At 71.6% G+C, this 20,065-nt stretch carries 25 protein-coding genes and 1 pseudogene; 21 read left to right on the top strand and 5 right to left on the bottom strand.

Annotated features, from left to right (window positions below):
• Positions 1–262 precede the first annotated feature (262 nt).
• Positions 263–1,855, bottom strand: coding sequence for an OmpA family protein (locus AC0VYM_RS01510; protein ID WP_475458091.1), 1,593 nt, complete (start codon positions 1,853–1,855; stop codon positions 263–265).
• 294 nt (positions 1,856–2,149) lie between these two features.
• On the opposite strand from AC0VYM_RS01510, the gene AC0VYM_RS01505 reads away from it, so the two are divergent.
• From AC0VYM_RS01505 to AC0VYM_RS01485, 5 genes are all read left to right on the top strand, one after another.
• Positions 2,150–2,767, top strand: a complete 618-nt coding sequence (locus tag AC0VYM_RS01505) for a fasciclin domain-containing protein (protein WP_475458089.1) — start codon at positions 2,150–2,152, stop codon at positions 2,765–2,767.
• A 98-nt stretch (positions 2,768–2,865) separates the two neighbouring features.
• Positions 2,866–4,584, top strand: a complete 1,719-nt coding sequence (locus tag AC0VYM_RS01500; RefSeq protein ID WP_475458086.1) for a molybdopterin-dependent oxidoreductase — start codon at positions 2,866–2,868, stop codon at positions 4,582–4,584.
• Positions 4,585–4,664: 80 nt separating this feature from the next.
• Complete coding sequence (locus AC0VYM_RS01495; protein WP_475458084.1) at positions 4,665–5,330, top strand: fasciclin domain-containing protein; 666 nt, start codon at positions 4,665–4,667, stop codon at positions 5,328–5,330.
• 142 nt (positions 5,331–5,472) lie between these two features.
• Positions 5,473–6,066: a sigma-70 family RNA polymerase sigma factor gene (locus tag AC0VYM_RS01490; protein WP_475458082.1), complete on the top strand. Its 594-nt coding sequence runs from the start codon at positions 5,473–5,475 to the stop codon at positions 6,064–6,066.
• 8 nt (positions 6,067–6,074) lie between these two features.
• Positions 6,075–6,803, top strand: coding sequence for an anti-sigma factor (locus tag AC0VYM_RS01485; protein WP_475458080.1), 729 nt, complete (start codon positions 6,075–6,077; stop codon positions 6,801–6,803).
• Positions 6,804–7,213: 410 nt separating this feature from the next.
• Here the strand turns inward: AC0VYM_RS01485 and AC0VYM_RS01480 are convergent.
• The 4 genes and pseudogenes from AC0VYM_RS01480 to AC0VYM_RS01465 form a co-directional block, all read right to left on the bottom strand.
• Positions 7,214–7,759 (bottom strand): annotated as a pseudogene (locus AC0VYM_RS01480) (MFS transporter); the annotation flags it as partial.
• Positions 7,760–7,789: 30 nt separating this feature from the next.
• On the bottom strand, positions 7,790–9,499 hold the full coding sequence (locus AC0VYM_RS01475; protein ID WP_475458078.1) for a recombinase family protein: 1,710 nt from the start codon (positions 9,497–9,499) through the stop codon (positions 7,790–7,792).
• 57 nt (positions 9,500–9,556) lie between these two features.
• Positions 9,557–9,817 carry a hypothetical protein gene (locus AC0VYM_RS01470; protein ID WP_475458076.1) on the bottom strand — a complete coding sequence of 87 codons (261 nt, stop codon included), beginning with the start codon at positions 9,815–9,817 and terminating at the stop codon, positions 9,557–9,559.
• Positions 9,818–10,123: 306 nt separating this feature from the next.
• Complete coding sequence (locus AC0VYM_RS01465) at positions 10,124–10,603, bottom strand: hypothetical protein (RefSeq protein ID WP_475458073.1); 480 nt, start codon at positions 10,601–10,603, stop codon at positions 10,124–10,126.
• Between the two features lie 191 nt (positions 10,604–10,794).
• Between AC0VYM_RS01465 and AC0VYM_RS01460 the strand changes: the two genes are divergently transcribed.
• From AC0VYM_RS01460 to AC0VYM_RS01385, 16 genes are all read left to right on the top strand, one after another.
• Positions 10,795–11,058 (top strand): helix-turn-helix domain-containing protein, encoded by a 264-nt coding sequence (locus tag AC0VYM_RS01460; protein ID WP_475458071.1) that lies wholly within the window; start codon positions 10,795–10,797, stop codon positions 11,056–11,058.
• The gene (locus tag AC0VYM_RS01455; protein ID WP_475458068.1) at positions 11,058–11,270 is read left to right on the top strand and encodes a hypothetical protein; all 213 of its coding nucleotides are present in this window, start codon (positions 11,058–11,060) and stop codon (positions 11,268–11,270) included. The genes AC0VYM_RS01460 and AC0VYM_RS01455 overlap by 1 nt, the downstream gene beginning before the upstream one ends.
• A gap of 133 nt (positions 11,271–11,403) precedes the next feature.
• Complete coding sequence (locus AC0VYM_RS01450) at positions 11,404–11,673, top strand: hypothetical protein (RefSeq protein ID WP_475458065.1); 270 nt, start codon at positions 11,404–11,406, stop codon at positions 11,671–11,673.
• On the top strand, positions 11,670–12,596 hold the full coding sequence (locus AC0VYM_RS01445) for an ERF family protein (RefSeq protein ID WP_475458063.1): 927 nt from the start codon (positions 11,670–11,672) through the stop codon (positions 12,594–12,596). Before AC0VYM_RS01450 ends, AC0VYM_RS01445 begins: the two co-directional genes overlap by 4 nt.
• Positions 12,593–13,201, top strand: a complete 609-nt coding sequence (locus AC0VYM_RS01440; RefSeq protein ID WP_475458060.1) for a hypothetical protein — start codon at positions 12,593–12,595, stop codon at positions 13,199–13,201. The genes AC0VYM_RS01445 and AC0VYM_RS01440 overlap by 4 nt, the downstream gene beginning before the upstream one ends.
• Positions 13,198–13,380: a hypothetical protein gene (locus AC0VYM_RS01435; protein ID WP_475458058.1), complete on the top strand. Its 183-nt coding sequence runs from the start codon at positions 13,198–13,200 to the stop codon at positions 13,378–13,380. The genes AC0VYM_RS01440 and AC0VYM_RS01435 overlap by 4 nt, the downstream gene beginning before the upstream one ends.
• Positions 13,381–13,439: 59 nt before the next feature.
• Positions 13,440–13,988, top strand: a complete 549-nt coding sequence (locus AC0VYM_RS01430) for a WhiB family transcriptional regulator (protein ID WP_475458057.1) — start codon at positions 13,440–13,442, stop codon at positions 13,986–13,988.
• The gene (locus AC0VYM_RS01425) at positions 13,985–14,242 is read left to right on the top strand and encodes a hypothetical protein (protein WP_475458055.1); all 258 of its coding nucleotides are present in this window, start codon (positions 13,985–13,987) and stop codon (positions 14,240–14,242) included. Before AC0VYM_RS01430 ends, AC0VYM_RS01425 begins: the two co-directional genes overlap by 4 nt.
• Positions 14,242–14,382 (top strand): hypothetical protein, encoded by a 141-nt coding sequence (locus AC0VYM_RS01420; RefSeq protein WP_475458053.1) that lies wholly within the window; start codon positions 14,242–14,244, stop codon positions 14,380–14,382. Before AC0VYM_RS01425 ends, AC0VYM_RS01420 begins: the two co-directional genes overlap by 1 nt.
• A gap of 765 nt (positions 14,383–15,147) precedes the next feature.
• On the top strand, positions 15,148–15,606 hold the full coding sequence (locus AC0VYM_RS01415) for a hypothetical protein (protein WP_475458051.1): 459 nt from the start codon (positions 15,148–15,150) through the stop codon (positions 15,604–15,606).
• The gene (locus AC0VYM_RS01410; protein WP_475462902.1) at positions 15,603–16,160 is read left to right on the top strand and encodes a zinc finger domain-containing protein; all 558 of its coding nucleotides are present in this window, start codon (positions 15,603–15,605) and stop codon (positions 16,158–16,160) included. The genes AC0VYM_RS01415 and AC0VYM_RS01410 overlap by 4 nt, the downstream gene beginning before the upstream one ends.
• Positions 16,161–16,170: 10 nt before the next feature.
• Positions 16,171–16,479 carry a hypothetical protein gene (locus AC0VYM_RS01405; RefSeq protein WP_475458049.1) on the top strand — a complete coding sequence of 103 codons (309 nt, stop codon included), beginning with the start codon at positions 16,171–16,173 and terminating at the stop codon, positions 16,477–16,479.
• A gap of 93 nt (positions 16,480–16,572) precedes the next feature.
• Positions 16,573–17,742 carry a hypothetical protein gene (locus tag AC0VYM_RS01400; RefSeq protein ID WP_475458047.1) on the top strand — a complete coding sequence of 390 codons (1,170 nt, stop codon included), beginning with the start codon at positions 16,573–16,575 and terminating at the stop codon, positions 17,740–17,742.
• The gene (locus tag AC0VYM_RS01395) at positions 17,739–17,969 is read left to right on the top strand and encodes a hypothetical protein (RefSeq protein WP_475458045.1); all 231 of its coding nucleotides are present in this window, start codon (positions 17,739–17,741) and stop codon (positions 17,967–17,969) included. Before AC0VYM_RS01400 ends, AC0VYM_RS01395 begins: the two co-directional genes overlap by 4 nt.
• Positions 17,970–18,115: 146 nt before the next feature.
• Complete coding sequence (locus tag AC0VYM_RS01390) at positions 18,116–18,679, top strand: helix-turn-helix domain-containing protein (RefSeq protein WP_475458043.1); 564 nt, start codon at positions 18,116–18,118, stop codon at positions 18,677–18,679.
• Positions 18,680–18,745: 66 nt separating this feature from the next.
• Entirely contained in the window at positions 18,746–20,056 is a 1,311-nt protein-coding gene (locus AC0VYM_RS01385; protein WP_475458041.1) for a PBSX family phage terminase large subunit, read from the top strand.
• Positions 20,057–20,065 lie beyond the last annotated feature (9 nt).

Raw genomic sequence — 20,065 nt, 5'->3', positions numbered from 1 at the left:
CCTCTCTGGGAACAGGAACGGCGGAGCGGGAGCCGCCGGGGGACGTGTGCGTCGTTCAGACGTGCGGGCCTGGTACCGGGTTCCCGCTCACGGCGCGTCTGTCGACAGACGTTAACCGGCTTCGGAGACACTTCGTCACGAAATGGGGACCAGTTCGGTCACAGGGGGCGAACCCGGTCGAACGCGGGTCCGCGCGGGCGACCGGCCCGGAACACGAGAGGGGCCGCCGACCCGTGGTCGGCGGCCCCCGTGGGTTCCCGGATCAGTACTCGACCGGGATCTCCTCGAACTCACCGAACGGACCCGCGCGCAGGGTCAGTTCCTCCACGTCCACGGGGGGCGCGGGGTAGACCGCGACCAGCTCGTGGGTGTTGCCGGGCTGGATCATGTGGACCTCCTCGGCGAAGCTGCTGTAGCGCCCCTCACCGAAGTCCATCTGGGCCACGTAGCGGACCAGGCCGTTCTCCGGCTCGAAGAGCTGGAAGCCGCCGAGGGTGCCCTTGTTGAACTGCTCGGGCCCGCCCGCGACCGTCTCGGAGCCGCCCAGCTCGGGGGTGAGCGGCTGGTCCGTGGTGTTGGTCATCGCCACGGTTCCGATGACGTACGCGCCGTCGCGGCGGAGCGGATGGATCTCCAGACGGATGCCGTCCTTCTCCCCCTCCGCGACCACGGAGCCCGGGTCGTCGCTGTACGGCGCTGGCCACGTGACGTTGCGCTGGGCCACGCCCAGGCCGTCGTCGTCGTACTCCTCGTCCTCGGTGGCCTCGACGGTGGGGTTGAAGACGTACGAGAACTCGACGCGGCGGTTGCGCGCGCGGGCCTCCTCGTCGTCCGGACCGCCCTCGCGGGCGATCGGCTCGCGCTTGCCCCGGCCCTCGACCTCCAGCGCGTAGTCGGTGCCGAGCTCCTCCGCGAGGAGGTTCCGCACGGTCTCGGCGCGCTCCACGGACAGGTTGTCGTTGTACGAGGCGTCCCCGATGCCGTCGGTGTGGCCGATGACGGTGATGGTGGGGTCGTCGGGGTCGACGTTGTTGGCCAGCGTGGTCGCGGCCCTGCGCACGACGTCGGCGGCGGTGTCGGTCAGGTCCGAGCGGTCGAACTCGAACATGACGTCCGAGTGGAGGGAGATGATCTCGCGGTCGCCGTCACGCGTGGTGGAGGCGATCTCGGAGTCCACGAAGCTCTGTACCCAGCCCTCGTCGGCCACGGCGTCCTCGTCGGGACGGCGGTTGGCGAAGGTCAGGTTCTCCCCGCGTCCGGGCGGGTCGTCGAGGCTGAGGTGGTCCGGCCCGTTGGGGTTCTCGGGGTCCGCCCTCTCCTCGTCCACGTCCTGGACGGGGATGCCGGTCATCGCGCCCAGACCGCTGCCGACGAAGGTCACCTGGGACACCTCGTCGGGGATGCGGGGGAAGTACCGGGTGTACTCGTTGGTGACCCCGTCGTGCACGGGGTAGAGGCCGTCCTCGTTCGGGCTCTCGGATCCGTACTTGAGTCCCCCCTCGTCGAGGAACTGCCGGTACACGCGACCGGTCAGGGGGTCGACGAGCGTGTGGGCCATGCTCAGGTTCCGGTTGGGCCCGGCGAAGTCGTCCAGGTAGGTGACCTCGTAGTGCATGACCGTGTAGTCGTCGGTGCGCTCCAGGCCGGTGATCGAGAAGCGCATCTCGGCGTCCTGCCCGGTGTCCTGGAAGATCCGGCCCTCGCGGACGTAGGGGAACTCCTCCTTCACCTCCGGCGGGCCCGACGCGTCGCCGAAGGTCTCCGACCACCAGTCGGACACGGGGGTACAGCCACTGAGCAGGAGGGTGCCAGAGACCATGAGCGCGACCACGGTGAGGGGCGTCTTCCGCGCCATGTGGGGGAACTCCGATCGTTGAGGAGACGTACGGGCAACATCCTCCTGCACTCACGGGGTCGAACCGACCACTGCGTCCCCGTAGGGGCGGCGACGACCTGCCTGGCCAGGGGTGACCCGTATGGGGGATTCTTCGCCCGCGGAGCAGGACCGCCCCCTCCAAAGGTGCGGTCCGCCGGGCCCGGGCGGCGTGTGTTCGTGCCCGGGTGGTGTGAGTCGGGGACCACCCAACAAGCTACCGACGCGTAGCGTCGTATCCCGGTGACGGAAGGACATCACCCGAAGGAGTGACGCATGCGCAGATCCACTCGCGCCGCGGCGACGACCGCCGTGGCGCTCGTCCTCGCCCTCGGAGCCTGTGGTTCCGGGGGCGACGACGAGGACCCTGAAGGGGCGGAGCAGGAGACCGGGGAGGGCTCGGCCGGTGACGGGAGCGCGGCCGGACCCTTCGGCCCCGGGTGCTCGGACTTCCCCTCCGAGGGCGAGGGCAGCCTCGACGCGATGGCCGACCAGCCCTTCGCGACCGCCGTGGCGGGGAGTCCGGTGCTGGGCCGCCTGTCCGACGCCCTCAAGCGGGCCGGGCTCGACGGGGAACTGGACACGGCCGAGGGGATGACCGTGTTCGCCCCGACCAACGAGGCCTTCGACATGTACCCGGACCAGGAGATGGACGACCTCCTCGACGACCCGGACAGCCTGGCGTACCTGCTCAACTACCACGTCGTCGCGGGGGAGGTCGGCAGCGGGGAGCTGAACGGGGGCGTGTTCGACTCCCTCAACGGCGGCCGGGTGCGCACCTCGGGCTCGACCGGCGCGTACACGGTGGACGACTACTCGCCCGTGGTCTGCGCGGACGTGCGGACCGCCAACGCCACCGTGCACGTGGTGGACATGCTCCTCATGCCGTCCTGACCGGGGCGGACGGAGGGGCACGCCGGGGGCCGGGGGAGAAATCCCGGAAAAACCGCCCGTCCACCAATCCGGTTCCCTCCCGGCCCCGAATGACCCACGTGACTACCAGGACACGCGGGGAACAGCACCCGCCACACGACGGACGGCGCCGAGGCGTCGGGGCGGGTCTCGGCCTGCTCGTCGTCGGGGCGGCGCTCGGCTTCGGTGAACTCGCCGCCGGGCTCCTCGGCGTGACGTCCCCGGTGGTCACGGTCGGCGACGCGCTCGTCGACAACAGCCCCCGGTTCCTCATGTCATGGGCGATCGCGCTCTTCGGCACGGCCGACAAGGCCGTGCTGGTCACCGGAGTGCTGCTCGTGCTGGTCCTGTCCGGGGCGGCCCTGGGTGTCGTGGCTTCGCGCCGCCCCGTGGCGGGATACGTGGGACTGGGGTTGTTCACGGCGGCGGGGCTGACCGCCGTGGCCCTGCGCCGCGCCGACGACCTGGGGGCGGCCGCGGCCGTGGTCGTCGGCGGGGTCGCGGGGGCCGTCGCCCTCGCCCTGCTGCTGAGGAGCCTGGGCCCGGTCCCCGCACATGGGGCCGGGTCGGATCCCGGAGCCGGGCCGGAGCACGGAACCGACGCGGACCCGACCACCGGGACGGGTTCCGAGGGCGACACCGGGAACGGCTCCGAGGACGACACCGGGCAGGCCCGGGAGCCGGGCGCGGAGGGTGACGCCCCCGGCGTCTCCCGGACGGGCTCGGACGCGGGTCCCGGCCGGAGGGGCTTCGTGCTCACCGCCGCCGGGGTCCTGGCCGCCTCCGGGGCCGCGGGTGCGCTCGGCCGCGCGCTGCCGTCCCTGCTGGGCGGCGCCGGTTCCGGAGCCTCGCTGTCCCTGCCCGCGCCGGCCGCACCCCTGCCCGCCCTGCCGTCCGGCGCCGACCTCGGCGTTCCGGGGCTGGCCCCCTTCACGACCCCCAACAAGGACTTCTACCGGATCGACACCGCCCTGACGGTCCCCCGGCCGGACCCCGCCCAGTGGACGCTGCGCGTGCACGGGATGGTGGACCGCCCGTTCGAGATCACCATGGACGAACTGCTCTCCCGCGACCTCGTCGAGGCGGACGTCACCCTGTCGTGCGTGTCCAACCAGGTCGGCGGGGACCTGGTCGGCAACGCCCGCTGGCTCGGGTTCCCCCTGGCCGACCTGCTGCGGGAGGCCGGGGTGCACTCGGGCGCGGACCAGATCCTCAGCACCTCCAGCGACGGCTGGACCTGCGGCACCCCCACCGAGGTGGTCATGGACGGCCGCGACGCCCTCCTGGCCGTGGGCATGAACGGGCGGCCGCTCCCCCGCGAGCACGGCTACCCCGCCCGCCTGGTGGTCCCCGGTCTGTACGGCTTCGTCAGCGCCACCAAGTGGGTCACCGACATCCGGCTGACCCGCTTCGCCGACGAGGAGGCCTACTGGGCCCAGCGCGGCTGGGGTGTGCGGGCCCCGATCAAGACCATGTCCCGGATCGACGTTCCCTCCCCTCTGGGCCGGGTCGGGTCCGGCGAGGTGGTCCTGGCCGGGGTCGCCTGGGCCCAGCACACGGGGATCGCCGGAGTGGAGGTGCGCGTGGACGACGGCGACTGGTGGGAGGCCGAGCTCGCCGCCGTCCCCGGCATCGACACCTGGGTCCAGTGGGTCACGGAGACCACCGTCGACCCCGGAAACCACGCGGTGGAGGTCCGGGCCACCGACACCACCGGCTTCACCCAACCCTCCGAACGCGTGGACCCGATCCCGGACGGCGCCACCGGCTGGCACCGGATCCGGTTCACGGCCACCTGAGCGGCGGGGCCGAGAGCCGCCGCCGCGCACCGACACCCCCTCACACCGACCGAACGCAGTCACCGACAAGGGAGATCACGATGAACCGCATGACCGCCACCGCCCGCAGGAACACGCTCGCCGCCACCGCCGCGGCCGCCGCGCTCGCCTTCGGTCTGTCCGCCTGCGGTGGCATGGACGACTCCGCCGGTGAGAACACGGACGCCGGGGCCGCCGAGGAGACCGAGGGGACCGGCTCCGAGGAGGGCATGGACGAGGGCACCGACACCGCCGGTGAGAACTTCGGGCCGGGCTGCGCCGAGGTGCCCGCGGACGGCGACGGCAGCTTCGAGGGCATGGCCCAGGACCCGGTCGCCACGGCCGCGTCCAACAACCCGCTGCTGTCCACCCTGGTCACGGCGGTGGGCGAGGCCGACCTCGTCGACACGCTCAACTCGGCCGAGGACATCACCGTGTTCGCGCCCACCAACGAGGCCTTCGACAAGATCCCCGAGGAGGACCTCAACGCCCTGCTGGAGGACCAGGAGCAGCTCACCGAGGTGCTGACGTACCACGTGGTCGAGGGCGAGCAGGCTCCCGACGCCCTGGAGGACGGCACCTTCACCTCGCTCCAGGGTGACGACGTCACCACCGAGGGCGCTGGCGAGGACTTCACCGTCAACGGCGACTCCCGCGTGGTCTGCGGCAACGTGCAGACCTCCAACGCGACCGTCTACCTCGTCGACACGGTGCTGATGCCCTCCTGATGAGAGGCTTCACCGGAAGGTCACCCGGGCGGTCCGCGCGTTGAGGCCGGGCCGTCCGGGTCCCCGCCGGGAAGCCGACCGGGCCAGCCCCGAGGCCGGGTCACGGAGAGAACGAACCACCGCCGAGACGAGAAGGGTCCGGATGGACAGGGCAGCCGCCGCGCCGCACGACGCGTCCCACGACGCCGATCCGCCCGGGTTGGAGGAGCTGCTGCGCCTCGTGGCGCGCGGCGACGAACAGGCCTTCGGCCGGGTCTACGACCTCATCAGCCCCACCGTGTACGGGCTGGTGCGCCGCATCCTGCGCGACCCCGCCCAGTCGGAGGAGGTCACGCAGGAGGTGCTCGTCGAGGTGTGGCGCAGCGCCTGCCGCTACGACGCCCGCCGGGGCAGCCCCCAGGCCTGGGTGATGACCCTGGCCCACCGCAGGGCCGTGGACCGGGTGCGGTCCGAGCAGGCCAGCAGCGACCGGGAGGCCCGTGCCGCGGCGGCCGACACCCAGCGGCCCTATGACGAGGTGGCCGAGGAGGCCACCAACCGGCTCGAACGAGAACGTGTGCGCCGATGTCTGGACACGCTGACCGAACTCCAGGAGCAGTCGGTGCGGCTGGCCTTCTACGGCGGCTACTCCTACCGTGAGGTGGCCAGACTGCTGTCGGCGCCCCTGGGCACCATCAAGACGCGTATGCGTGACGGGCTGATCAGGCTCAGAGACTGTCTGGGGGTGGAGTGGTGAGAGGGACGATGGGACAGGACACGCACACGCTGACGGGGGCCTACGCCCTCAACGCCCTCTCCCCGACCGAGAGCGCCCGGTTCGAGGACCACCTGGCCGACTGCGACTCCTGTGTCCAGGAGGTGCGGGGTTTCGCCGAGACCTCCGCGCGGCTGGCCGCCGCGACCGCGCAGGCCCCGCCCGCCGAACTCCGGGCCCGGGTGCTGGAGGAGGTCGCCCGGACCCGGCAGCTCGCTCCGGCTCCGGAACGCCTCCCCGAGCCGCGCGCCCGCCGCGCCTGGCCGTGGATGCTGGGTCTGGCTCTGGCGGCGTGTGTGGCGGCGATCGTCGCGCTGGGCGCCGTGGTGCTCGACCAGGGCCGCCAGGTGGACGAGCTGCACGCCAACGAGCAGCGGATCGCGGCGGTGATCTCGGCTCCGGACGCGGTCTCCACCAGCGCGGAGCCCATGGAGGGCGTGAGCGTGACGGTGGTGAGCTCCGAGGCCCTGGGTGACCTGGTGTTCAGCGCGCACGGCCTGGAGGACCTGCACGAGGAGGACTACCAGCTCTGGCTGACCCGCGACGACGGCAGCGTGTACTCGGCGGGCGTGCTGTCCGTGGACGAGGCCGGGTTCGTGCTGCCGGTCCTGGCGGAGCCGGAGGAGGGCACCGAGGGCGTGGCGGTGACCGTCGAGCCTGAGGGCGGTTCGGACCAGCCCACGTCGGATCCGGTGATGGCGATGCCGGTCACCGGCTGACCGGTACGACTCCGGCGCCGTGCGGCGTTCGGACGCGGTGTGGCCCCCGTCCCCCTGGCGGGGGCCGCGCCGTGTCCGGAGCAGGGCGTTCCCCGAGCGAGCTGCACCCCGGGACCAGAGGATTCGGGGGCGCCGAGTACGGCGGGGGCGCCCCCGCCGTAGGCACCACGGGACCGGAGGGGTTCAAGGGTCGCCTGGTCCGCCGTAAGGCGCCTTCTCCCCGGGCCAGCGACACCACGGGACCAGAGGTTCGGGGGCCGCGCCGTGTCCGGCGGAGGGCGCTCCCCGGGCGAGCGGCACCCGGGGACCGAAGGGTTAGGGCCACGCCGTGTCCGACGAGGGGCGCTTCTCTCCCGGGGCAAGCGCCAAGGGACCGAAGGGTTCAGGACGCGACTGGCCCGGACCGGGGCTCAGCCCTGTGCGACCTCCTCCGGGCGGGGCAGGTCACGCATGGTGGGGCCGAGCGTGAACAGGGCGGCCAGTGCCGACACCACCGCCATCATCAGGAACACCAGGGTGGGTCCGGCGAGGTCGAAGAGCAGCCCGACCATGAGGATCCCGATCGGCTGGGAGAGCAGCGACATGAACGTCACCGCACCGAGCGCACGCCCCTGGTAGCGGTCGGGGACCGAGGTGGCGACGTAGCCGTAGAACACCGCGTTCACGCAGGGCACGGCGGCGAACACGAACCCCACGATCAGTCCGAGCGACAGCACGCCCGGCGCGACCAGGAGCGCGAGCGCGCACACCGGGGCCGTCCAGGCGGTGAAGAGGAAGATCGTGGTGGGGCGCACCTGGCGCACGACCACCCCGGCGGCCAGGGCGCCGAGCAGCCCGCCGGTGCCCGCGAGCGAGACGGTGAGGCCGACCACGAGGTGGGAGGCGCCCCGGTCGTCGGCCGTGGCGATCAGCGCCAGGAACGCTCCTGTCTGCGTGAAGGCCAGATTGAGCCAGATTCCATAAACACAAGCAGAAGGCACAAAAAACTACGGCATGAGGTTCGCGGCCTGGAGCCGGGCGCGCTGGTCAGCGGGGAGCTTGCCCGCCGCCGGGTGAACCTCCTCGACTCCCCAAGCCGTCGTGATCTTCAACCACGCTTCCTCAGGTGAGATCCTCCAGGCTTCCAGCTCCAGCAGCTCGCGGAGCATCTTGTTTCGGGACCAGACCGGGAGGGTCGGCCACTCTTTCAGCAGCTTGTCCATGACGGGGAGGTACTCCTCGGGGTGTTTCACCTTCTTCGCCTCGGCCTTCGCTTGGGCGAGCTTGGCCGTGACCTCGGCCTCTTGCGCCTCGGCCTTGTCGCGGCTGCGCACGTAGGAGTCTTTGCGGATGTCGCCGTCGGCGTACTTCTCGGCTAGGCCGTCAAGCCGATTACGGACTTTCAGCAGCTGGGCTTGAAGGTCCTTCACGACCTTCGCTGAACTGGTCACCGGGGCGCCCTCTTCCGTGGCGTGAGGCTTCACGGCGCGGCGGAGTTCTTCCAGCCGGGCCTGTTCTCGGGTGAGGAGGTCCCACGCCGCGTAGAGGAGCCGACCGCCCGCCACGCTCGTGCCCGTCGACGACGCCGGGTGAGGGCATCCGTTGAGCTTGTCCGGCAGGCACCGCCACTGTGGGAGAAGGCTGGGGTTGCGGGTGCTGGGCTGGGCTCCGAGGTGGCGCGCGCACCACCTACAGGTGATGGCGCCGGTCCAGTCGTAGAGGGGGTTCGCGGCGCGACGGCCACGCTTCTCAGACCCGGACCGCCGGGCCTTGTAGGCCTCCCACACCTGATCGCGCTCTTCGTCGTCGTCGAACACGTGCGGGTGCGCGCCGGGGTACTCGTGCTGCTTCGGGCAGCTGGCCGTCTCCTCGGACTTGTGTGTGCACTTCGGGTCGTGGGCGAGGATGATGCCGCACCCGAACCCCCGGTCAAGCACGTTGTACACGGACTGCACCACCCACTTGCCGACGTGTCCGGCGCCGGAGGGGACCCCGGTCTCATTCAGCCACCGTGCGATTCCCCCCATGGGGGCCCCGGCTGCTGCTTCCCGGTACATGCGGGCTAGCTGGGGGAAGGTGTCGCCCAGGGCGTACCGTTCGCCGTGTGGGTCGGACGGGTCGTGCACCCACGTGTTCCCGAGCCGGATCTTGCCGAGCCGGTCGTACCCGAAGCGCGGGACCCCGGTGTGCGGCAGACCCCGGGCGATGCGGTGCGCGTGGACCTCCTTCCACCCCTCTCCGATCAGGTCGGATTTCAGGGCGGCGACCTCGAAGAGCATCCCGCGGGCGAACTTCCCGATGGCGGACTGGGCGTCTACCTGCTCGGTAGCGGACAGGAGCTGGCCGCCCGCACGCTCCAGCCGGTCGAGGTTCATCGAGTTGTCGGTCCGGTTGCGGCCGAACCGGTCGAACTGCCTCACGCCTACTTCGCGTGCGCCCTCGGGTGAGGTGCCGTCCGCGATTGAGTCGATGATTCCCGAGATCTGGCGCTTTGCCAGGGTCCGGCCGGACAGGTCGAGGTCCGCCACCCACAGGACGATGCGGCGCCCTGTGGACGCCGCCCAGGTGTTGACGGTGTCCGCCTGCATCTCCGGGCTGATCATGTCCTCACGGGCCGTGCTGACTCGGATGTACCCGATCATGGGGATCCGGCCGAGGGGGTCGCCGTGGTGGGTGATGAGTAGGGCGTCGAGGTCGATGTCGTAGTCGACCGTCATAGGGGGTTTCCCTTCTGGGTTGGCGCTCCGGCTCCCGTTCGGAGCGCCACGTGTGTGCTACCGCGATGGTCCGAGGAGTGGTCCGGGAGCGGCGTCGTGCGGCCATTCGGTGATGAGCCCGCGTTTCTCCATCGCGAGGATGAGCGGGATGTTGATGGTCTCTTGTGTCCACCACAGGCGCCGTGCGTACCCGTCGGGGTCGAGCGCCGGGTCGGGTGTGCGCATGGCCCGCCAGAAGAGCCGACGGGGGCGCCCGCGAAGGGTCCGGGCGTAGGTGTGGGTGAGCAGCGCCGCCCCGTCAGGTCCAAAGTCGGTCAACAAGTCGTTGATGACGAGCAGGACTTTGGGGCCGCGCGGGTCGGGGAGTTCGTACAGCCGGTAGAGGCACCTCCGGGGGAGGGTGCCTAGTGTGCCCGCCAGGGGGCTAGGGCTGGGGGGACGTTCGGGCATGGGGGGTTGGGGGGCGAGTGGGGTGTGCATGATCCTCCGATCGGTCTGGGGAAGATCATGGTATTCGCATGGGCGTTCGATACAAGTAGTTTGACCTGCATTTTTAGGTCTGTTTTGGTTTACACGATTCGCGTCCGATGGTGGCCATGTGGCGATGTAAACCACTTGCGGCTTTTATGCGTCCTTGTCCCTTCGTGTCCGCTTTGACTTGATGAGTGCGGTGTAGCTGGCGCTGATCTGCGCAGCGAGTACCTCCTCGATCTCGGCGCGCTCCTCGGGGGTGATGTCGTCCTCACCATCGGGGGCGGTCGTGGTCACGTAGGTGACCCGCCCGGCGGGGGTGTCGAGTACGTGCGTGACGGCGCCCCCGGGGTGGCTGTCGTCCTCGGCGTAGGGGTTGCCGACGACGGTCGGGTCGCCGCCCGTGAGGATGTCTCGGATGCTGCCGAGCGCCCACCCGAGACCCGACTCCAGCCCCTCGCGGACGTCGCGGGTAATGGGCCGGTCTCCGGTGCGGATGCGGCGGATCGTCTCGTAGGGGACGCCGCTGGTCTCGGACAGCTGGGCCCATGTGATGTCGAGGCCGTCGACCCGGGCCTCAATGAGACCCCGCAGGCGGACGCGTTCGGGTGACTGTGTCGGTGGGGAAGCCATCCCGCCAGAGTACCCACGCGGGACACACTTGGGACACACATAGGGGCAATCTCAGGGGAAATTTTACCTGCCCTCGATGGCACAAAACCCCTGCCACTAGGGGCTTTCAGGACCCGGGGAGGGTTACGGCCCCACCTTCAAGCCACTTCATGTGTGCCCCATGTGTGTGCCATGGGTGTACCGTCTGCCACATGAGTCACACACGACCCACACACGTGGTGGGAGTGGACTTGGACCGCGCGGCCTTCCGGCGGGCGGTGGCCACCTCGGGGATGTCTCTCCGGGAGGTCGCCACCGTGAGCGGTCTGTCCTACTCCTCACTGAAGAAGTACAGCTCTGGCGTGCGCCGGTACCCCACCCGGCAGACCTACCGGCGGCTTGTCGTGGCCCTCGGCCTGCCCCGGGGGTCGCTGCTCCTGGACACCACACACGGCACACACACGAGGGGTTCATGATGGCGCTCCGTCCGTGGCCCGAGGCCCGAGACGCCGCCGCCCGCTTGTGGCGTGCCGGGCGCATCGCACGGGACAGCATGTCGCCCCGCGACGCCGCCGAGGCTGCGTACTCGCCGGGCGGGCTCTCCGTGGATGCCCTAGAGCAGCTGATCATCCGGCAGCGGACCGAGGCCCGCGCGGAAGCTCGCGCCGCCGTCGGCGCCGACGCGTGACAGGCTCCCGCTTCACCTCAGACATGCAGAAGCCCGTGCGCATCCGCCAAGACACCGCACGGGCCCCTATGAAAGGTCAGACCTTCATGACCCACCGTACCCGTCGCCCCGCCGCCGCCCTGGTGGTCGCCCCGTGACCACCGCCGACATCCTCGAAATGCTCTTCCCGCTGTTCGTGATCGTGGCCGTCGCCGCCGCCGTGGTCCTCGGCTACCTCCTCGGGTGCGAGTCGATCCTCCTGGCCGTGCGCACCGCCCGCCGGGCCCGCGCCGAGGTCCGGCGCCTGACCGCCGAGCGCGCCGCCCTGGCCTCCGAACTGGCCGAGGCCGAGCGGATCATCTCCCGTCTGTCTCAGGGGTCCGAGGAGCTGCTCGCCGCTGTGCGCGCCGGGGGTGACCGATGACCGCCGACACCCCGGTGTTCCTGTCCGTCCCCGACGCCGCTCCCACCCCGACGCCGACGCCGGTCGAGGCCGAAGTCGCGGCGTGGCCGACCGAGTCCCTCGCTGAGGGCCTGGTCGCTCTACAGGGCCGTCTCCCCCGCATCGGGAAGGGGCAGACCGCCGACGTCAAGAGCAACAACGGAGCGTCCTACTCCTACCGGTACGCCGATCTCGCGGACGTGTCCGCCGAACTGCTCCCGATCATGGCGTCGGTGGGGCTCGCGTTCACCGCTCGCCCGACCCTGATCGACGGGGTTTTCCTGCTCGCCTACGCGTTGGTGCACGTGAGCGGGGAGCGCGAGGAGGGTGTGTACCCGCTCCCCGCCGGGGGGACCGCTCAGGCGGTCGGGTCCGCCATCACCTACGCCCGCCGGTACTGCCTGCTCGCCGTGACCGGCGTACATCCCGACGGGGAGGACGACGACGCCCAAGGCGCCATGCCGAACCGGTCGGCCCCGGCCCGGCCTCGGGTCGACGCCGCATGGGTAGCCGAAGCTCAGCAGCGCACCGCCGACGCCCGGTCCCGCGATGACCTGGCCGTCGTGTGGTCCGCCATCCCCGAAGCGCAGGAGGCGGGGCGGATCGACCAGGCCACCGCCGACCAGTGCCGGGCCGCCGTACAGGCGCGCGCCGCCGTGCTCGACGCCGAGCGCGCCCAGGCCGCCGAGGAGACCCCCGCGCCGCCACCGGCCGAGCCGACGGTGCCGCCGACGGTCCCGCCCGAGGAGCCGCCCGGCTGGGACCTGACCGCCCCGACGCCGCCCGCCCCGGACCCGACCCCGCCGCCGTCGGTGGTTCCCCCGGGTGGTCGCGACGACCAGCTCGCCGCGCTCCGTGCCCGTGCCGCCCGTATCGCCGCCGACTACCAGGGGGAGTCGAAGTGACTGAGCAGGAGATCACCCCGGGTGCCGCCGTCGCCGTGATGCGCGTGCTCGGAGATGAGGTGAGGGCCGCGACCGCCGAAGCCCGCGCCGACGCCGAGGCCACGTTCAAGGAGCAGCGCGCCCGGGGCATCAAGTCGATGCAAGCCCAGTTGCCGACGGGCGCCGAGGTGGGGCGCATCAGCATCAAGGACCCCTCACCCGTCATCAAGTGGGACGGGCCCAAGCTGGTCGAGTTCGTGCAGGAGACCGCGCCGACGGAACTGGTCGACCGGGTCGACCCGGATGTTCTGGCCGACCCGGAGTTGGTTCTCTGGGTTCTCCAGCACCGGCCGCACATGGTGCGGACCGAGGTCCGGGACGCCTACCGGACCACGCTCCGGAAGCGGCTCACCGCCGACGGGCAGTTGGTGAACCCCGCCACGGGGGAACTCGTGACGGTCGCGTCGGTCGAGACACCCCCGTCGACCGGCGCGTTCTCCTACACGCCCAGCGACTCGGCACGCGAGGAAGTGCTCGCCGCATGGCAGGCCGGGGACCTGGCCGGAATGGGTGGGGTGTTCGCCGCCCTCGGCGCCGCCCCGGCCCCCACGGGGGGCGCGCAGTGACCGCCGAGACGCTCGCCGCCATCCGCGCCGACCTCGACGCCGCCGCCCGCCTCGACACCGCCCGCCGCACCGGCCGCCCCACCGACCTAGGCGAACTCGACGCGCTGCTCTCCGACGCCGCCGAGCGGATCGGGGACCTACGCGGCCTGATCCACGCCGACACGGCTCCCCGCCCCTGATCTCTCCCCGGCCGCACACCAGGCGGTGTGCGGCCGGGCCACTGGAAGGACGTGACCACATGGCGAAGAAGAAGAAGAAGGAGGACGACCGGCCGGTCGTCTCCTGCTCGTGCGGGTGCGGTCGGGTCGGCAGACGCCAGAACAGTACGACCGGTTACGTGCGCACTTGCTGGAACCGGTGGCGCCGCGCGGGCTTCCCCCGCTCGGGGCCGCCCGAGGCGAAGCAGGGGCACCCGCCGTTGACGACCGGCGCCGGGGTTCGGAAACGAGTCTCCGAGGCCCGTGACCGGTGGGCCCTGGGCGTGGCCGAGGAGGTGCTCACCGGCGCCGCCTCGATCCCAGCGCCCGGCTGGCAAGAGTCCGCCGCGTGCCGCAACCTCCCGCCCGACTGGTCGCCTGACGACTGGTTCCCCGCCGGGGCCGGGCCCGCGTCCGACGACGTACTCGCCACGTGCGACCGCTGCCCTGCCCGCCGCGACTGCCTCCTCGACGCGCTCGGGTCCGCCACCCACCCGGACGGCATCTGGGCGGGGCTCACCTGGTACCAGCGGACACGGCTCCTCGGCCGGGCCGCACTCCGTGTCCCCCTCAACCAAGGGGCCGCGTGAGCGCCGCCGACCTGGTCGAGGCCGCCCTCCCCGCCGCTCTCGCTCTCGCCGGGGCAGTACGGCGTCGGGACCTGGCCGAGGTTCACCGGCTGCTGTACGGCCGCACCGACGGCGAGACTCCCCAGCCCCAGCTGTACGCGCTCGCGGTGGTGCTCGCCGCCGCCATCCCCGACGACACCCCGCTGCCCGACCTTCTCGCGTGGGTCACCGAGTGGCCCGACCCCATTGCACACGACGACGACCAGGACACCTGATGACCGACCAGCCTCCCCACATCCGGGCCGCCCTCGACCGGCTCCTCGGCCACCTGTCCGAGCACATCGACGACCAGACCGACCCGCCCGCCGACGAGGAGACGCCGCCGGGGCCCGACTCCCCCGCCGACGACCAGTAGTCCCACCCCGGGGGGTCGCCGCTCGCGACTCCCCGGGGCCCGCACAAGGAAGGAGGGACGCACGTGTGGTTCCGCATTGATGACGGGTTCTACTCGCACCCCAAGGTGTTCGCTGCCTCCCCGGCCGCGCTCGGCCTGTGGGTGGTGGCCGGGTCCTGGTCGGCCGCGACCGGTACCGGCGGCGCCGTTCCCCGGCACGCTCTCGCACGGTTGATGCCCGGCGCCGAGGCGCTCGCTGACGAGCTGGTCGTCGCCGGGCTGTGGGAGGGCGGCGACGCAGGCGGCTACCAGTTCCACGACTGGAACGACTACAACCCCAGCGCGCAGGAAGCGCGTGCGGCCCGGGAAAAGCAGGGGACGGCCGGGAAGCTCGGCAACCACAGGCGGTGGCACATCGCGCGCGGGAAGGTCGACCCGTCCTGTGCCTGGTGCACCGACCCATACATCACGGATCGCCCCACCGATCAGACACCCGATCGGGCACCCGATCGCTCTCCCGATCGGGGCAGGGATCGGGGGAGTGAATCGCCCCGACGCCGACCCGACGCCGGACACGGCCGCGCGGGGGGAGGTGCGTCGATCGGGTCCGATCGGGTCACCACCGCCGAAACCATCGGGTCCACCCCTGACGCACATGGTGACCAGCGCTTTCCCGAAGACGCACCCGATCGGGTACCCGATGCCCTACCCGAATCGCCCCCGAATCCCCCGACCCGTCCCGACCCGACCCGACCCGGGGCAGTCACCTCTACGTCTGTAGGGGGTGTGGGGGAGAGCGACGCTCACGCGTCGTCGACGGGCTCCGAGGAAACGCTCCCCGCGACCCTCACCGACCCGATCACCGACCCCGCACCCACGAAGCGGAAGAAGGCCGAGCCGCGAGGGACGCGCCTTCCTGAGGACTTCGAGGTCACCGACGCCATGAAGCAGTGGGCTGCTGAGAAGGCCCCGGCCGCGTCGTGGGCCGATCACGAGGCTTTCGTCGACTACTGGCGCGGGATGCCCGGCGCCCGAGGCCGCAAGACGGACTGGGTAGCCACGTGGCGGAACTGGATGCGCCGCGCCGCCACCGGGTCACCCGGTTCCCGCCGGGGCTCCAGCGGCCACCAGAGCGCCACCAGCGACCGCGTCGAGGGCTGGCTCACCGTCGGCACCCACCCCGACCCAGACCCCGCACAGCTCGCCCTACCCGCCGCACAGGAGGCGTCCACGTGGCACGCATGACCGAGGCCGACATCCGGCGTGTGCTCGCCCGAGCCGCCGCCTACGACAACCGCAAGCCGGACCCGATCGTCGTAGAGGCGTGGCTCGCCGCACTGGGCGACCTCGACCCCGCCGACACCCTCGACGCCGTCGTCACCCACTACAGCGAATCCACGGAGTGGCTCCGCCCGGGGCACCTGCGCGCCATCGTGCGCCGGGTGCGCGCCGACCGGCTCAGGAACTCGGGGTTGGCGCTCCCGCCCGCCGACCCCGACGCCCGCGACTACTCCGCCCAGCTCCGCCAGATGCTCCGCCAGATCGCAGACGGCCGCGCCGTCCCCCGCGCCCTGGCCGCCGGTGACACCCGACGGGGAACCCAGCCCCCGGCCGCCTACGTCGCCGCCCGGGGCCCCGACTACGCCCGCCGCCGCGCCGCCCTGTCCGTCCCCTGCCCGCTCCCCGACTGCCGGACCGACACCGGCCGACCCTGCCGGATCACCGGCACCCGCCGGGACCTGGCCACCGGCTACCACCCCGCCCGCCTCGACGCTGCCCGCGCCGAACTCGACACCTGAAAGGCCCGCCATGACCGACCCCACTCCCCCGATGGTCGCCGCCGACACCGAAGACCACGACGTCGAGGTCATCGACATCGTCTCCGACGGCCGCCGCTCCATCGTCACCAAGCAGACCGACGGCCGGTTCCAAATCGGGGACCGGGTCCGTACCACCGCCGACGCCCCGCCCGCGTGGACCGGCGACTACGGGATGCCGCCCGGGAGCCTCGGAGTCATCACCTACGTGCACCGCTTCGGCGGATACGGGGTGCTCCTTGATGAGGACCCCGCGAAGATCCCCGCGCACTACGACTGGAATGAGCTAGCCCCCGAGTAGCCGAGATCACGGCGCCCACGACACACCGTCATGTCGTGGGCGCCTTTTCGTGTGCCCCCGGCTGGGACCATTCGTCGACACAGAGGGGGCCACATGGGGAACTGCACCACCGAGGGATGCGTCGAGGTCACCAGCACACGGCTGTGCGACTTCTGCACGGGCCGTCTGCGCGCCATGCTCCGCCACGTCGTCGAGCTTGCCCTCGGCGCGGAGCTGCGCCGGGCGACGCTCCGCCAGACCCGGCTCACCCGCGCGAGCGACACCATCGGACGGCCGAGCGACTCCTACCCGATGCTGGTCGACCCCGACGCCGGGAACCTGGCCGTCGCCCTGGTCGACACGTTCGCGGAGTGGGTGCGCGCCGTCGCCTCCTCCATGCCGCCCGCCCGCGTCTCCGGACCGGTCTGCCACGGGTGTGCCGGTGACCCGCTCCCCCGTCACGGCTCCTGTGGGGCGGTGCTCGGCACCCGCCGCCCGGCCGCCCACCCGACCGCGCTCGCCCAGTGGCTCGCCGCTAACCTCCCCCATATCCGGCGCCAGCCGTTCGCCGGTCAGCTCCTCGACGAACTGTCCGCCATCACCCGCGCCGCCGAGCAGGCGGTCGACCTCCCCACCCCCACCATCCTCGCCGGGGCCTGCCCCACCTGTGCAGCGCCCGTGTACACCCGCCAGGGGGCCGCCACCGGCCGGTGCCGTGCCCCCGGCTGTGACGGCCTGGTCGACGTCACCCAGGGCCGCGCCGACCACCTCGACCGCCTCGACGACACCCACCACACCGCCGCCGACGCCGCCCGCATCATGACCGACCTCGGGGAACCCATCACCCGGAACCTGATCACCCAGTGGCACCGCCGGGGCCTGGTCGAGCGCGCGTCATGGGCACCACCCCGGGCGACCACCCGGTCGACCACCACCGAGGCGCCCCTCCTCGGCCCCGCCCGACCCCGCCCACAATTCCGCCTCGGAGACCTCCGCGCCCTACTCCGACGAAAGCCCACCACCACCCCGAAGGGACCCGACACCATGGCGCAGCGCTACAGAATCGAAATCCACACCACCACCGGAGCCATCCATGCCGGGGCATGGGCCACCCTGCCCCCCGAGGCCGCCGAGGAGGCCGCCGAGGGCCTCCGCCCCGCCATCATCGACCCCCTCCGCATCGAGACCGCCGAGGGATCGCACGTCATCGTTCCCCCCGCCCAGGTCGCCACCGTCCGCCTGGTCCTGGACAAGAACACCCGAAAGAAGAAGACCACCGCATGACCACTGACACCACACCGCGCCGCGACCCCGCCGGGGCCACCATCGGCACCGTCCTGACCGCCCTGTTCGGGTTCCTCACCTACACCGCATGGTCCGCCGGGGGCTGGTGGGTCGCCGCCGCCATCCCGTGCGCGCTCCTCACCGCGTTCGGCGTGTACGGGCTGGTCGAGTCCCTCCAGAAGCGCCCCAGGGACCACCGCGGATTGCAGCAGCGCCCCGAGAAGTGACACACGGTCGACCAGTCGACCGCTATTCGACTGGTCGGCCGTGTCATCATCATTTGCAGCACCACACCTGTACCTAGGGCCCTTGACCGGCCGTCCGCTTCCACCCCGGTCAAGGGCCCTTTCCCATGTCCAGGGGGTGTGCACGTGTGGCTGAGACACCCCGCCGAGGTCGCGGTCGACCGGTCGACGACGCCACCCGCGCACGCGTGCGCGAACTCCACGCCGCCGGGCGCTCCCGGAACGCCATCGCGAAGGAAGTGGGGCTCTCGGGCTCTACCGTCTCGGGGATCATCCGGTCGGCGGGCAAGACGTTCGACCGGGCGGAGACCAAGGCCGCGACCGAGGCGCGTGTCGCTGACACCGCCGCCGCGCGCGCCGATCTCTCCGCCCGACGGGCCGCCTTGTCCGCTGATCTCCTGTCCGACGCCGAGCGGCTCCGCGACCAGCTGTGGTCCCCGTTCACTCACGGCCAGTTCGGCGGCAAGGACAACGTCTGGTCACAGGTGCGGTTGCCCCAACCCCCGGTGTCCGAACAGCGCACGATCCTGTCAGCCGTACACCAGGCGCTGAAAGACCACCTGGAGTTGGAGAAGCACGACCAGGCCGACGGCGCCGCCGACGTGGCGTCCATGCTCGGCCGCCTAGGCGACGCGCTCCTCACCGCGACCGGCACCGCCGACGCCGACCAGGCCGCCGACGACACGCCCTGACTTCCCAGAACTCACGGTTATCGGAAGCCAGAGACGCCCGCCGGGGCGCCGTCCCGGGGGTGGTCCGTGAGCATCCTCGACCGGGTCGCCGGGGTCATGTCCCCGATCCAGCTGGAGTCCATCACCGGCGCTCTGACGACCCCACAGATTGCGGTGTGGTCCGGGGCGGTCGCCTCGGGGAAGACCATCGCAAGCTTGCTCGCGTTCCTGCTCCTGGTGGTTCGCGCCCCCCGTACCGGCCTGATCATCATCACGGGCAGAACACTCCAGACCATCGAGCGCAACCTCATCGACGTGCTGCAGAGCCCGGAACTGTTCGGGCCGGTCGCCAAGCATGTGCACCACACCACGGGCAGCACGACGGCCGTCATCCTCGGCCGGACCGTCCACCTGGTCGGCGCGTCCGACACCCGCGCCGAGGGCCGCATCCGAGGCGCCACGGTGGCGTTGGCCTACGTGGACGAGGCGACGTTGGTCCCAGAGTCGTTTTGGACCATGCTCCTGTCCCGGTTGCGGGTCAAGGGCGCCCGGCTACTGGCCACCACCAACCCCGACGGCCCCCGCCACTGGTTGCGCCGCGACTACCTGTTGCGCGGCTCCGAGATCGGTCTCCGCCACTGGCACATGACCCTCGACGACAACCCCGGGTTGCCCGAGGGGTTCGCGGACCGGCTCAAAGCCCAATACGTCGGCCTCTGGTTCAGGCGGTTCGTCCTCGGTCACTGGTGCCTCGCAGAGGGCGCCGTGTACGAGATGTTCGACGACGACCACCACGTCGTGGACGCGCTCCCCCCGATCGACCGATGGCTCGCCCTAGGCGTCGACTACGGCACAGTCAACCCGTTCGCCGCCCTACTGGTCGGCGTGGGTGCGGACCGGCGCCTGTACGTCACCGCCGAGTACCGGCACGACTCCAAGCACGCCCGCAAGCAGCTGACCGACGCCCAGTACTCCGCCGAGCTGCGCGCGTGGCTCGCCCGGGTCCCCCGACCACACGAGATCACCGGCGCCGACCACGCACCCGCCCGAGGGGTCCGCCCCGAACGGCTCTACGTCGACCCGTCCGCCGCCAGCTTCATGACTCAGCTCTGGTCGGACAAGGTCGCCAGCGTGACGCCCGCCGACAACTCCGTCTTGGACGGCATCCGCACCGTGTCCAGCCTCCTCGGCCAGGACCGCCTACGCGTCCACCGCTCCTGTACCGGCCTGCTCGCTGAACTCCCCGGCTACTCGTGGGACCCGGCGTGGACCGAGCGCGGCGAGGACCGCCCCATCAAGGCCGACGACCACAGCGCCGACGCGCTCCGGTACGCCCTGCACTCCTCGGCGTGGCAGTGGCGTGCCGTACTCCGCCAACCCATCCTCGACCCCAGCTAGGAGACCGCC

The organism is Nocardiopsis sp. iso_237 (assembly GCF_056173345.1).
The sequence above is the reverse complement of the archived record's forward strand: the minus strand, read 5'-3'. Positions and strand labels throughout refer to the sequence as shown.